This is a genomic window from Streptomyces sp. NRRL S-244, assembly GCF_000717915.1.
Classification (GTDB): domain Bacteria; phylum Actinomycetota; class Actinomycetes; order Streptomycetales; family Streptomycetaceae; genus Streptomyces.
The window spans coordinates 425,549-438,490 of sequence record NZ_JOCX01000003.1 but is presented as its reverse complement, the minus strand read 5'-3'; the positions used below and the strand labels follow the sequence as shown (position 1 = coordinate 438,490).

The window sequence follows — 12,942 nt, the reverse complement described above, 5'->3', positions numbered from 1 at the left end:
CCATGACCGGTTTTCTATGCACCATGTCTGCCATGACGACGAACGACGATGCCACGGCCTGGCAGGGCGGCAGCCTCGACCTGGATGCGTACCTCCGGCGTACCGGCTATGACGGAGAGCTCGCGCCCACCCTCGACGTTCTGCGGGCGCTGACGCGTGCGCACATCACCTCGATACCCTTCGAGACCGTCGAGATCGTGCTCGGCCGGCCGATCTCCCTCGAACTGCAGGACCTTCAGGACAAGTTGGTCCACGGACGCCGCGGCGGCTACTGCTACGAGCACACCGTGCTGCTCGCGGCGGTGCTGGAACGCGTCGGCTTCCGGGTGACCGGTCTCGCCTCGCGGGTCCGCATCGGTTCCGAGGGGGTGGTCCGTGCGGCCACGCACGCGATGCTGCGCGTGGAGACGGCCGAGACCCCCGAGACCGGCAAGGTGTGGGTGTGCGACCCCGGTTTCGGCCGCAACCCCATCGAGCCCATCGAGCTCGCGGACGGCGCCGAGACCTCGTTCAGCGGCTGGGGCTTCCGGCTGGAGGGCTCGACCACCGAGACCGGCGACCGGCTGTACGCGATGCGGACGCGGGGCGCCGACGGCTGGTACGACCTGCACGCCTTCACCCTCGACCAGCGCTATCCGCAGGACTGGATGGTGGCCAACCACTTCCTGTCCACGCACGCCCGTTCGCCGTTCGCGGGCCGGCTCCTCGTCCAGCAGATGCACGAGCGGGAGCACGTCTTCCTCGACGGCAGCGTCCTCACCCGGACCCGGCCCGACGGCACGGCCACCGCGCAGACCTACACCCCGGAGGAGATCCCGGGCCTCCTGCGCGACCTGTTCGGCATGGAGGTGCCGGAGACCGACCGCGACGAGCTCATCGCCCGCGTGTACGTGGCCCGTCAGGCCGTCGCGATGTACCCGACGACCGTGCAACCGTCGACGCTGCCCCTCCAGCAGCCGCGGCCGCACCGCGCCGGACGCCGCAGGACGGCGCCGGTCAGCTGAGCCCCGGGGCGCGCCCGGCCGGCCCCTCGGGGTCCCGGCCGGGCCGCCGTCCCTGGTGCGCGGCGGGTTCGGGCCAGGTGCGGCGGATCTGGGCGTCGGTCATCGCCGAGGTGTGGGCTGCCGGTGCCCGGTCCAGGCCGAAGCCGATCAGCAGGGCCTCGGCGTAGCGGCGCCACGCTTCGGGGTCGATGCCGTGGGTTCGGTCGGCGACGGCGCCGATCATGTAGAGGAAGGCGTACACGTCGGCGCCGGCGAAGTCCTCGCGGACCGCGCCCGCCGCCACGGCCCGTTCCACCAGGCCTTCCACGTGGACGCCGAGGTCGTCGCGCATCCGGGCGATCGGCCCCGCCTCGATGCTCGCGTGGGCGAGGATGACCTCCAGCGCGCGGTCCCGGGCCCGCCACTCCGCCGCCTCCAGCAGGTAGTGGCGCAGTGCCTGCCCCGGGTCCGACTGCCCTTCGGCCGCTGCCGCGAGGTCCAGGAAAGTGGTGAAGCGCTCGGTGAACAGGGCGTCGATCAGCGCCTGCAGATCGGGGAAGCGCCGGTAGACCGTGCCGACCCCGATGCCCGCCTCGCGGGCGATCTCGTTGAGGGTGACGGCGGCTCCTCGCCGCGCGAACATGCGGTCCGCCGTCTCCATGATGAGCTGGCGATTTCGTTCCGCGTCCGCGCGCAGCGGGCGTTGCGTTTCCCGGGTCACACCGGGACATTCTTCATCACGGCCGGGGTGCGTACGTACCTGGCCAGGAGCAGTGCGCCCGTCACGGCGCTCCACAGCAGCCACGAGTAGACGCCACCGCGCTCGAACACCCCCGCCGTACGTGCGGACATGCCGACCAAGACCTCGCTCAGCAGGCCCAGTACGCCGACCGCGATGCTGAAGACGCGGTACGCGGTCGGCAGTTCGAGGCTCCGCAGTGAGCCCGCCAGGATGGCGACCGTGTTCGCGCACAGGATGCCGGCCGCCGCCGCGACGACGTGGATGGCCAGGGTGTGGTCCGGGGCATCCGCCGAGCCGTGGAACAGGCCGACCAGGACGAACGCCCCGCCGTGCGCGATCGCGAGGGCGAGGACGACGCGCCGGGCGCGGCCCTCGACCAGGCGGGCCAGCAGCACCACCGCCGTCGCGAACAGGATCCCCTGGATCGCGAACGACGCGTTCATCAGCTGATGCGCCGGAGAACAGATCTCGCGCCCCTGGAACCAGGCGCCGCAGTCGGGCACGCCGAGATCGCTGATGTAGTTCGTCGCATAGCTGTACGTCGGATCGGTCCAGGACGTCGCGGCGATCGCTTCGGCGATCACCCACTGCGCCGCGTTCACGATCAGGACGACCGCTGCCAGTGGCAGCCAAACCCTGCGCGGCATCGGGACTCCTCTTCGTCGACGAGCGAGCCTCCACCGTAGCAGTAAGTGGATAATTCGATCCACTTACTGAATTCGACAAGTAACTTGGCAAAGTTGCTTGTGGAGTTTTACGGTGGAGGCATGACCACGAACCCCGGGCCGCGGGCGTCCGCTGCGACCGCGCAGCGCCTCAACGATGCGATCAAGCGGCTGCGCGCCCGCCTGCGCGCGGAATCGGGGCAGGACGCGACCGGCCTGACCGTCACGCAGCTCACCGTCCTGGCGAGCGTCGTACGGGAGGGCCCGGTCACCGCGGCCCGGCTCGCTTCGCTGGAGCACGTCAGTCCGCAGTCCATCGCGCAGAGCCTGGCGGTCCTCAAGGCCGCAGGCCTGATCCACGGCGAGCCGGACCCGCAGGACGGCCGCCGGAAGCTGATGAGCGCCGATCCCGCCGCCACCGAGCTGATCGACAAGCTGCTCGCGGGGCGCGCGGCCTATCTGGCCCGTGCCATCGACCGGCTCGTCCCACCGGACCGGCTGGAGGACGTGGAGAAGGCCGTCGAGCTGCTGGAGCGACTGGCCGCGGCCGACCTGACCGGCGGCCCGGCCGCCCCGGCCGAACCGGCCGCCCCGGCCGAACCGGCCGCCCCGGCCGAACCGGCCGACCCGAGCGACGGCAGCGCATGAGGACCGGCACCCGCCGGGCCACCGCGACGGCATCCGGCCTCGCCCGCAAGCCGTTCGCGTGGACGTTCACGGCCCCGCTCTACGTGGGCTCCAGTCTCAACGCCGTCAACAGCTCCATCATCGCGACCGCCCTGGTGCCGATCGCCGCCGAGCTGCACGTCCCGGTGGGCAGCACCGCCGTGCTGATCACCTCGCTCTACCTGGCCAGCGCCGTCGCCCAGCCCACCGCGGGCAAGCTGGCGGAGGTCATCGGCGCGCGCCGGATCTTCCTCGCGGGCATCGTGCTCGTGCTGTTCGGCGGCTTGGTCGGCGGCTTCGGCCGGAACCTCGCGATGCTGACCGTCGCCCGCGTCCTGGTCGGCATCGGCACCTCGGCCGCCTTTCCCTGTGCCATGGTGCTGATCCGGCGCCGTGCCGACGAGGCGGGCCTCGGCGCCCCGCCGGGCGCGGTGCTCGGCGGCCTCGCGATCGCGGGCATGGCCACCGCCGCCGTCGGACCGCCGATCGGCGGCCTTCTGGTCGGCACCGCGGGCTGGCGCTGGGCCTTCCTGATCAACATCCCGGTCACCGTGATCGCGATGACGGTGGCCGTGCGTTGGCTTCCCCAGGATCCCGTGCTGCCCGCGAATCCTGCGAATCCCGCGGATCCTGCACTCGGCGGCGGGCAGAACCGTTTCCGTGAGCTCGCCGGCCGGATCGACCTGCCCGGCATCCTCGGCTTCGCCGCGTCGACGAGCGCGCTCGTCGTCTTCCTGACGGGCCTTCCGCAGGTCCGGTGGGCCGCGCTCGCCGCCTTCGTACTGGTCGCCGTACCCACCGTCATATGGGAGTTGCGGAAAGCGTCGCCGTTCTTCGACTTCCGAGGCCTCGCCGCCAACGGCGCCCTCGCCCGTACGTACCTGCGGCAGGCACTCATCCTGCTCGGCGTCTACTCCGTGATGTACGGAATGACCCAGTGGATGGAGGCCGCACACGGGCTGTCCACCCTGGAGGCCGGACTCCTGCTGCTGCCGATGGGGGCCGTGTCCGCGCTGTTCGCCCGCCCGCTCGCCCGCCGCAACCTGGTGCGCGGACCGGTGATCGCCTCGGCGCTGACCATGCTGCTCGGCTCGGTCGGCATCATGCTGCTGACCTCCCACAGCCCTGCGATCGCCATCGTGCTCGTCACCCTGGTCTTCGGCATCACGACCGCCACCACCACGGTCGGGAACCAGACCGCCCTCTACCTCGCGGCGCCGCCCGACCAGATCGGCACCGCCTCCGGGCTGCTCCGGACCTGCGGATACCTCGGATCCATAGCCTCCGCCGTGATCGGCAGCCTCGTCTTCCGCGGCGGGGCGAGCGACCACGGCCTGCACGTCCTCGGCCTCGTGCTGGTCGTCGCGGGCCTCGCGGCCCTGCTGCTCGCCGTGTTCGACCGCCGGCTGACGGCCCGCGGGACGAGCCGCCCGGCCCGTATCTCCCGTACCCCTGACGCCAAGGAGACCCCCGCGTGAACGCCATCACCCTCCCGACCCTCGTCCCCGAGCGGACCGCCCTGCTCGTCATGGACTTCCAGAACGGGATCGTCGCGAGCACACCCGAGCCCGACACGCTCGTCGAGCGGGTCAAGGACGCCATCGCCGGCGTCCGTGCCGCCGGCGGCACCATCGGCTACGTCCGCGTGGCCTTCACGGAGGAGGACTGGGCGGCGGTTCCGGAGGCCAACAAGACCTTCAGCCCGATCGCCGCGGCGAAGCTGTTGCACCACGAGGACGTTGCCACCCGGATCGACGAGCGGATCGCCCCCGAGGACGGCGACATCGTCGTACGAAAGGTTCGCATCGGCGCGGGCTCCACCACCGACCTCCACCGGCAGCTGGGCGACCGCGGTATCGACACGCTGGTCCTCGCCGGGATCAGCACCAGCGGCGTCGTCCTGTCCACGCTCGTCGACGCCGTGGACCGCGACTACCGCGTCTACGTCCTGTCCGACGGGGTCGCCGACCGCGACCCCGAGGCCCATCGGGTGCTGCTCGACAGGGTGTTCCCGGCCCGGGCCCATGTCATCGACACCGTCGGGCTGCGCGCGCTGCTGCCGTCCGCCGGCTGACACCCCGGCCGGGCCGGGGGGCACCCCTCTCAGGACCGGCTCTCGGCCTCGGCCTTCAGGCGGTGCAGCCAGGTGTCGAGCGAGGTGTCGAGGGCCTGCTGGAGGGCGGGCGCGTTGGCTTCGACCGGGGCGCCGGACCAGGACTCCTCCGTGTGGACGCGCACCCCGTCCTTGCACGGCGTGAAGGTCCACACGTGGACCGCGGTGATCCCCTGCGCCGGTCCGCCCCAGGCGATACGGCGCTGCGGCACGACCTGCTTGACGGTGGAGTCGATGTCGGCGAGGCCGTGGACGGACCAGCGGAACACGGACCCGGGCCGCAGCGGGCCGGGCGTGCGCTTGGTCGCCTCGATGACCTCGGGCTGCCAGGCCGGCCAGCCCTCGACGTCGGTCTGGATCTTCCAGATCCGCTCCAGCGGTGCGTGGATGACGATGTCGTCGCGCGTGATGACCGGGGCGTCGCGGTCGATCTCCACGGGGTGGTGCCGGGCGGTACCGGAGATGCCGATCGTGAGAGCGACGGGCAGGGCTGCGGTCTTGGCGAGCAGGGCGGTCAGCATGACGGGTCTCCTGGAGGCGTAGGCGAAGGCGTGGGCGTGGGCGTGGGCGTGGGCGTGCGGTGGGGGATGGTGCGGTGCGCGGCGGGTTGCCGCACCGGTCGCCGGATCAGGGGACCAGGACCACCTTTCCGGCGACCGTGCCCGACTCGGCCAGGCGCATCGCCTCGGCGGCGCGGGTCAGCGGGATCTCGGCGGCGACCTTGGCCGTGATCTCGCCGCGCTGCAGGGCCGTGAACACCTGGGTCAGGTCGGAGCGCAGCCGTGCCCGGAAGCGGTTCTTGGCGTAGGCGCGCCCGGCCCACACGTTGAAGAAGTACGCGCGGCGGCCGTTGGGCAGCGCGTTCCACACCCACACCCGGCCCAGCAGCTTGAGCACCGGCCACGAGCCGGAGCCCTGGTCGTCGCGGGTGGCGGCGGTGCCGTACGAGACGAGGGTGCCGCCGGGGGCCAGCAGCCGCCAGGAATCGACGATGCCCTCGCCGCCGACGTGGTCGAAGACCGCGTCCACCCCGCCGGGCGCGAGCGACCGTACCCGTGCGGAGACGTTGCCGGAGCGGTAGTCGATGGGGATCACCCCGAGTGCGCGCAGTCCGTCGTGGTGGCGGGTGGAGGCGGTGCCGATCACGCTGACCCCCGCGGCGAGCGCCAGCTGGACGAGGACCGATCCGACGCCGCCGTTCGCGCCGTGGACCAGGACGGTCTGGCCGGCGCGCACCCGGGCCTTGCGGTGGAGCATCTGCCAGGCGGTGATGCCGTTGACGACCGCCGTCTCGGCGTCCACCGCGCCGACTCCGTCGGGGACCTCCACCACGTCGGCGGCGTCGAGCGCGATGTGGCTCGCCCAGCCTCCGGTCTTCGTCAGGGCGGCCACCCGCCGGCCGAGGAGGCCGGAGCCGACGCCTTCACCCACCGCCTGCACCGTCCCGACCAGGTCGTATCCGGGGACGAAGGGGAACGGGGGCTGGTCGTAGTAGCGGCCGCGGCGCATCTGCTGCTCGGCGAAGGAGACTCCCGTCGCCTCCATCGCGACCACCACCTGTCCGGCCGCGGGCGCCGGGACCGGGCCCCGGTGCAGCTCCAGGCCCTCGGGCTCGACCTTGCCCGGCAGAACGATCTCCACGCGCTCGACGGTGTTCACCATGACCTCCAGAAGGGGCTCGTTGCCTCGGCTGTTGTTTCGGCTTCTCGTGTTTGTTAGAAGCTGTAACTAGAATGAGCGGGCATATCGAGGATGTCAAGCGAATCGTTCGTCCGATCGTGAGGGGACTTGCCGTTAGTGATAGCTTCTAACTCGATACGGATGTGGCGGGCGAAGAGAGGTGGCGGGCATGGGCACGACCGGACGTACGGAGACCCCTCGCGAGCGGTACCGGCAGCAGGTGCGCGAGGAGGTCAAGGAGAAGGCCTGGCAGCAGATCGCCGGCTCCGGCGCCTCCGCGCTGTCCCTCAACGCCATCGCCAAACAGATGGGGATGAGCGGACCGGCGCTGTACCGGTACTTCGCCAATCGCGACGAGCTGATCACCGAGCTCATCCGGGACGCGTACCGCAGCCTCGCCGACGCCTTCGCCGCCGCCGGCGACGCGGGAGGGGGCCGGCCCGGCCTCGCCGCACTGGCGAAGGTGCTGCGCCGCTGGGCCCTGGAGGACCCGCACCGCTATTTCCTCGTCTACGGCACCCCGGTACCCGGCTACCACGCGCCGCAGGACACCACCGCGATCACCGCCGAGATGATGTCCGTCCTGCTCGACGCCTGTGTGGCCGCCGAACAGGGGGAGGGGGAGGGGGGCTTCGAGGAGCACCTGGCCGGCCACCGGGACTGGGCCGGCAGCCACCCCGACGCCCCGCCGTCCGCCCTGCGCCTGGCGCTGGCCTTCTGGAGCCGTCTGCACGGCGTGCTGTCCCTCGAACTGGCGGGCCACTTCACGGGCATGGGCCTGGACCCCGCCCGGCTCTACGCGGCCGAGGTGGAGGCCCTGACCGCCGGCTGACCGCCGGCTGACCGCCGGCTGAGCGCAAGCAGGGGCGTCCAGCCCTACCCGAGCCGCGCTCGCGTGTCATTCCGGAATGTTCCGGATCCCCTGGTCCCGGGCCGTTGCTACGTTCCCGTACGTCCCGGCTTGACGACCAGGGGGAGGAACGTCACGTGGTTCTCGGTCTTTCGCGACGCGCGTTGGGGCTGGTCCTGGCGGCGACAGCCGCCGTACTGCCGCCGCTGGTGGCCCCGTCCACCGCGGCTGCCCGGGCCGCCGGCTTCGCCGCCTCGTGCCCGAATTCCGGTTGGATAATCCAGCACTACAGCCAAGAGCACAACGGCATAGACATCGCGAGCGACTACGGCACCCCGATCTACGCCGTGGGCGACGGCAAGGTGATCAACTCGGGTCCCGCAGACGGCTACGGCCAGTGGATCCGCATCCTGCACGGCGACGGGACGATATCCGAGTACGGGCACATGCAGCGGCGGGACGTCGCCACCGGCGACCACGTCACGGCCGGGCAGCAGATCGCGCTCGTGGGCAGCGAAGGCCAGTCCGAGGGGCCCCACCTCCACCTGCGGATCTGGGGCGACCCGAACGCGAGCGTCCGCACCGACCCCGAGCCGTACCTCGCGGAACGCGGGGTGACCTTCCCCTGCATGCCGGGCCAGGGTCCCGGACCCGGGCCTGCTCCCGTGGTGCATCCGGTGGAGTCGGGCCGGGTGGTGTCGGCCCGGTCGGCGGACGGCCGGCTGGAGGTGTTCGCGGCGGGGGCCGACGGCGTGCACCACGCCTGGCAGACCACCGCCAACGGCGGCTGGTCCGCCTGGGAAGCCCTCGGCGGCCCCGGCAACGCCGAACTGGCCATCGCCCCCAACGCGGACGGCCGGCTCGAACTGCTCGCCATCAACGGCAACACCTTCCAGCACCGCTACCAGACCGCGCCCTCCGCGGGATGGTCGGGCTGGGAAGGCTTCGGCGGTGGCGGACGCGACATCGCCGCCGGCACCAATGCCGACGGCCGGATCGAGGTGTTCGCCTCGGGTCCGGCGGGGATCTTCCACCGGTACCAGAACGCGCCCAGTGGAGGCTGGTCCGAGTGGGAGCCCACCGGCGGCGGGCCGGCGCAGGGCCGGATCGAGATGGAGAAGTCCCCGGACGGGCGGCTGGAGGTGTTCGCGATCAACGGCGACACCTTCCAGCACCAGTACCAGACCGCGGTCAACGGCGGTTGGTCCTCCTGGGACAACTTCGGCGGTGGCGGACGCGATCTGACCGTCGACCACAACGCCGACGGGCGGCTGGAGGTCTTCGCCTCGGGTCCCGTGGGCGTCTTCCACAAGTATCAGACCAGTGCGTCCAGTTGGTCCGAATGGGAGCCCTCCGGCGGACCCGCCGACGCACAGCTGACGAGCGAACGCACCGCCGACGGCCGGGTCGAGGTCTTCGCCATCAACAACACCGTGGCCATGCAGACATGGCAGACCGGGCTCAACGCCCCGTACAGCCAGTGGGCCGAGTTCGGCCGCGGCGGAACCGAGGTCACCGCCGCCACCAATGCCGACGGGCGTCTCGAGGTGTTCGGTACGAGCGGCTCCGGCGTCTTCCACAAATGGCAGACCGGATTCTCCACCTGGTCCGAATGGGCGTGGGTGACCGACACCGCGGGCCCCGCGGTCAACTGACCCGAGCTCACTGCCCTGCACCCAGCACGCCCGAAGGGGGAAGCAGTTGTCCAGAACCCAGCGCTCCTTACCCACCGGCACGACGTCGTCACCGCGGAGCCGCACCGCCCGCCGCCTGGCCGCACCGGCGCTGGCCGTGCTGCTCGGCGTGGCGGGACCGGTCGCCGGAGCCACGCCCGCATCCGCCGCGTCGAGCGATCTGTGCGCACAGACCGGCTACAACGCGGGCTTCCGCGGCGACGGCCTGGTGACCGCCGTCGCCGTAGCCCTCGCGGAGTCCAGCTGCAACCCGGCGGCGACCAACGTCCAGAACAATCAGCCGCCGTCCAGGGACCGCGGCCTGTGGCAGATCAACGACTACTGGCACTCCGAGGTCGACGACACCTGCGCCTACGACGCCCAGTGCAACGCGAACGCGGCCTTCAAGATCTCCGCCGGGGGTACGAACTGGCAGCCCTGGTCCACATATACCGCGGGCGTGCACTGGCGGCACATGGACGAGGCCCGGGCCGCGGTCGACCGGCTCGGTCACCACGAACCCGGACCGGGCCCGCTGACGTATCCGGCGGAGTCGGGCCGGGTGGTGTCGGCCCGGTCGGCGGACGGCCGGCTGGAGGTCTTCGCGGCCGGGGCCGACGGCATCCACCACGCCTGGCAGAACACGGTGAACGGCTCGTGGTCCGAGTGGGAGGCCCTGGGCGGCCCGGGCGGTGCGGAGCTGGCGATCGGCCCCAACGCCGACGGCCGGCTGGAGTTGTTCGCCATCAACGGCAACACCTTCTCCCACCGTTACCAGCTCCAGCCCTCGGGCGGCTGGTCCGGCTGGGAGTCCTTCGGCGGGGGCGGCAAGGACATCGCGGTCGGCGCGAACGGCGACGGGCGTCTGGAGGTGTTCGCCTCCGGTCCGGTCGGGGTGTTCCACAGGTACCAGAGCGCGCCGAACGGCGGCTGGTCCGAATGGGAGCCCGCCGGCGGCGGTCCGGCCAACAGCCGGATCGAGATGGAGAAGTCCCTCGACGGGCGTCTGGAGGTCTTCGCCCTGAACGGCGACACCTTCCAGCACCTCTACCAGACGGCGGTCAGCGGCGGCTGGTCGGCCTGGGAGGACTTCGGCGGCGGCGGTCGCGACCTGACCGTGGACCACAACCAGGACGGCCGCCTGGAGGTCTTCGCCTCCGGACCGGTCGGCGTCTTCCACAAATACCAGACCGGTGCGTCGGGCTGGTCCGGCTGGGAGCCCACGGGGGGCCCGGCCGACGCCCAGCTCACCAGTGAACGGTCCCCGGACGGCCGCGTCGAGGTCTTCGCCATCAACGCGACCACCGCCCAGCACATCTGGCAGAGCGGGGTCAACGCCCCGTACGAACAGTGGGCCGAGTTCGGCGGTGGAGGTACCGAAATCAGCGCCACCGCCAACGCCGACGGCCGCATCGAGGTGTTCGGGACCAGCAGCGCCGGCGTCCACCACAAATGGCAGACCGGATTCACCACATGGTCCGAATGGGCTTGGGTGAGCGGCACCTCCGGCCCCGCCGTCAACTGACCCCGGAGGGACCTGTGCATCCGATCAGCAGACGGCGCGTGTTGCGGGGTGCGGCCGCCGTCGCGGGCGCGCTCGCGCTGCCGGGGACGGGCAGCGCGGCCGCGGACGGCCCACCGCACCGGTGGATCGGCGCCGGGCCGTTCACCCACGTCCACGATCCGTCCGTCCCCGGCCGGCCGCGCTACCTCAACGACCACACGCTGATCAAGGCCTCCGGGCGGTGGCACCTGTTCGGCATCGTCGGCGACAGCGCACGGCCCGGTGAATCCCCGGACAGCGCGGACGAGGTCGCGTTCGCCCACGCCTCCGCCCCGGATCCGTACGGGCCGTGGACCACCCACGCCGACGCGCTGACCGTCGACCGGTCCTACTTCGGCGAGGAGCACCTGTGGGCCCCGTACGTCGTCGAGGCGGGCGGGACGTACTGGATGTTCTACGCCGCCGGCGGCCGCGGCGGCGCCGCGATCAACCTCGCGACGTCCACCGACCTCTTCACCTGGACCCGCGTCCCGTCCGGCCCCCTCTTCCGGGGGCTCGCGGCACGCGATCCGATGGTGCTGCGGATCGCCGACGAGTGGGTGATGTACTACACCGAGCTGTCCGCCCCGCACGGCCGCCACATCGTGGCCGTACGCCGCTCCGCCGACCTGGTGCACTGGAGCGCGCCGGAGACCGCCTTCACCGACGCGAGCACCGACGCGACGCTGTCGGTCACCGAGTCGCCGTGCGTGGTCGAACGGGACGGCTGGTACCACCTGTTCATCGGGCCGCGTGGCGGCTACGAGGGTACGGACGTGTTCGCGTCCCGGGACCCGTTCCGCTTCGGCCAGGGCGGTTACGCGGGCCATGTCCCCGGCCACGCCGTCGAGGTGGTCTCCGACGGGCAGGAGTGGTACGCGAGCGCCGCGGGCTGGTTCCGCCAAGGCCTCTACGTGGCACCCCTGCTCTGGCGGGACGACGCACCGCCGCCGTGGCAGAGCATGGACAACCCGGTCGCCGGACTCGACGTGGACGGCCGGCTGACCGTGTTCGCGCTCGATGCCGGTGACCGGTCGATGCTGCGGCGCGTCCAGCTCGGCCCGGAGCCGGGCGCGTGGTCGCCGTGGGAGTCCTTCGGCGGGCCGGCCGGGGCGGTCCCCACGCTCGGCCGGAACGCCGACGGCCGGCTGGAGGTCTTCTCCCTCGCCCCGGGCGGCGCCAACCTGCACCACCGGGTGCAGCGGCCCGACGGCGGCTGGTACGACTGGGAGGAGTTCGGCGGCCCGGCGGGAGCCGCCCCCGCCGTCGCCCGGGGCGCCGACGGCCGGCTGGAGGTCTTCGCTCCGGCCCCCGGCGGCGCCTCCCTCGCGCGGCGCAGGCAAGGGTCGCCCGGCTCACTGGTCTGGGAGGCGTGGGACGGGGCGTTCGGCGGACCGGTCGGCGCGCCCCCGGCCGTCGCCGCCAACGCGGACGGGCGGCTGGAGGTGTTCGCCCTCGCGCCGGGCGGCTCCGCGATCCGCCACCGCTGGCAGGAGGCCCCGGGCGGAGCCTGGGCCGCGGGATGGCAGGCGTTCGGTACGGCGGCCGGCGGCGCGCCGCGCGCGGCACGGGACGGTACGGGCAGGCTCACCGTCGCCGCCGTCGCCCCCTCCGGCCTGGCCACGTTCCACCGGCGGCAGAGCGTACCCAGCGGCGGCTGGGGCGAATGGCAGCACCTGTTCGGCTGGTCGGCCGCGGCCCCGGCGCTCGCGCCCAGCGCGGACGGCAGGCTGGAGGCCTTCGCCCTGTCGCCCGGCGGGGCCCGGCTCGATCACCGCTGGTACGCCGACTCCGGCGGAACCTGGGCCGTGGCCGAGGAATTCGGCGAGCCCGGAGTGCCGCTCGCCGTCACCCCCACGGCCGCGGCCGACGCCACCGGCCGCATCCACGTCTTCGCCGTCACCGCCGATGGCCGGATCCGTACCCGCGTCCAGGAGCGGCCCAGCGGCGGCTGGGGAGCGTGGAACGCCTTCGGGGAACGCCTGGTCGCGCCGCTCCCGGCAGGCACCGCGGGGTACTGAGGCCGC

The 12,942-nt window shown here is 72.5% G+C and carries 12 protein-coding genes; 8 read left to right on the top strand and 4 right to left on the bottom strand.

Annotated elements, in window-relative coordinates; all coding sequences use genetic code 11:
• Nucleotides 1–32 precede the first annotated feature (32 nt).
• A complete protein-coding gene (locus IF02_RS0105925) occupies nucleotides 33–1,004 on the top strand; it encodes an arylamine N-acetyltransferase family protein (protein WP_078621899.1) in 972 nt (323 codons plus the stop codon).
• Here the strand turns inward: IF02_RS0105925 and IF02_RS0105920 are convergent.
• Together IF02_RS0105920 and IF02_RS0105915 are read right to left on the bottom strand one after the other, a co-directional pair.
• Nucleotides 997–1,704, bottom strand: coding sequence for a TetR/AcrR family transcriptional regulator (locus IF02_RS0105920; RefSeq protein ID WP_234318102.1), 708 nt, complete (start codon nucleotides 1,702–1,704; stop codon nucleotides 997–999). The two genes, IF02_RS0105925 and IF02_RS0105920, sit on opposite strands and share 8 nt — an antisense overlap.
• Entirely contained in the window at nucleotides 1,701–2,372 is a 672-nt protein-coding gene (locus IF02_RS0105915; protein ID WP_030154190.1) for a DUF998 domain-containing protein, read from the bottom strand. Before IF02_RS0105915 ends, IF02_RS0105920 begins: the two co-directional genes overlap by 4 nt.
• A 120-nt stretch (nucleotides 2,373–2,492) precedes the next feature.
• On the opposite strand from IF02_RS0105915, the gene IF02_RS0105910 reads away from it, so the two are divergent.
• The 3 genes from IF02_RS0105910 to IF02_RS0105900 are packed head-to-tail and all read left to right on the top strand — an operon-like array spanning nucleotide 2,493 to nucleotide 5,130.
• Nucleotides 2,493–3,038, top strand: coding sequence for a MarR family winged helix-turn-helix transcriptional regulator (locus IF02_RS0105910; protein WP_078621897.1), 546 nt, complete (start codon nucleotides 2,493–2,495; stop codon nucleotides 3,036–3,038).
• Nucleotides 3,035–4,534 (top strand): MFS transporter, encoded by a 1,500-nt coding sequence (locus tag IF02_RS0105905; protein ID WP_051695855.1) that lies wholly within the window; start codon nucleotides 3,035–3,037, stop codon nucleotides 4,532–4,534. Before IF02_RS0105910 ends, IF02_RS0105905 begins: the two co-directional genes overlap by 4 nt.
• Nucleotides 4,531–5,130, top strand: a complete 600-nt coding sequence (locus IF02_RS0105900; protein WP_030154187.1) for a cysteine hydrolase family protein — start codon at nucleotides 4,531–4,533, stop codon at nucleotides 5,128–5,130. The genes IF02_RS0105905 and IF02_RS0105900 overlap by 4 nt, the downstream gene beginning before the upstream one ends.
• Before the next feature lie 29 nt (nucleotides 5,131–5,159).
• Here the strand turns inward: IF02_RS0105900 and IF02_RS0105895 are convergent, their stop codons facing one another.
• Both IF02_RS0105895 and IF02_RS0105890 read right to left on the bottom strand, forming a co-directional pair.
• Nucleotides 5,160–5,690 (bottom strand): SRPBCC family protein, encoded by a 531-nt coding sequence (locus IF02_RS0105895; protein ID WP_030154186.1) that lies wholly within the window; start codon nucleotides 5,688–5,690, stop codon nucleotides 5,160–5,162.
• 106 nt (nucleotides 5,691–5,796) lie between these two features.
• A complete protein-coding gene (locus IF02_RS0105890) occupies nucleotides 5,797–6,831 on the bottom strand; it encodes a medium chain dehydrogenase/reductase family protein (RefSeq protein ID WP_030154185.1) in 1,035 nt (344 codons plus the stop codon).
• A 187-nt stretch (nucleotides 6,832–7,018) separates the two neighbouring features.
• Between IF02_RS0105890 and IF02_RS0105885 the strand changes: the two genes are divergently transcribed.
• The 4 genes from IF02_RS0105885 to IF02_RS0105870 all read left to right on the top strand — a co-directional run bounded on the left by IF02_RS0105885 (nucleotide 7,019) and on the right by IF02_RS0105870 (nucleotide 12,936).
• Complete coding sequence (locus tag IF02_RS0105885) at nucleotides 7,019–7,681, top strand: TetR/AcrR family transcriptional regulator (protein WP_030154184.1); 663 nt, start codon at nucleotides 7,019–7,021, stop codon at nucleotides 7,679–7,681.
• Between the two features lie 155 nt (nucleotides 7,682–7,836).
• Nucleotides 7,837–9,354 carry a peptidoglycan DD-metalloendopeptidase family protein gene (locus IF02_RS0105880; protein ID WP_030154183.1) on the top strand — a complete coding sequence of 506 codons (1,518 nt, stop codon included), beginning with the start codon at nucleotides 7,837–7,839 and terminating at the stop codon, nucleotides 9,352–9,354.
• Between the two features lie 46 nt (nucleotides 9,355–9,400).
• Nucleotides 9,401–10,897 (top strand): hypothetical protein, encoded by a 1,497-nt coding sequence (locus IF02_RS0105875; RefSeq protein ID WP_234318101.1) that lies wholly within the window; start codon nucleotides 9,401–9,403, stop codon nucleotides 10,895–10,897.
• Nucleotides 10,898–10,911: 14 nt separating this feature from the next.
• A complete protein-coding gene (locus tag IF02_RS0105870; RefSeq protein ID WP_030154181.1) occupies nucleotides 10,912–12,936 on the top strand; it encodes a family 43 glycosylhydrolase in 2,025 nt (674 codons plus the stop codon).
• Nucleotides 12,937–12,942 lie beyond the last annotated feature (6 nt).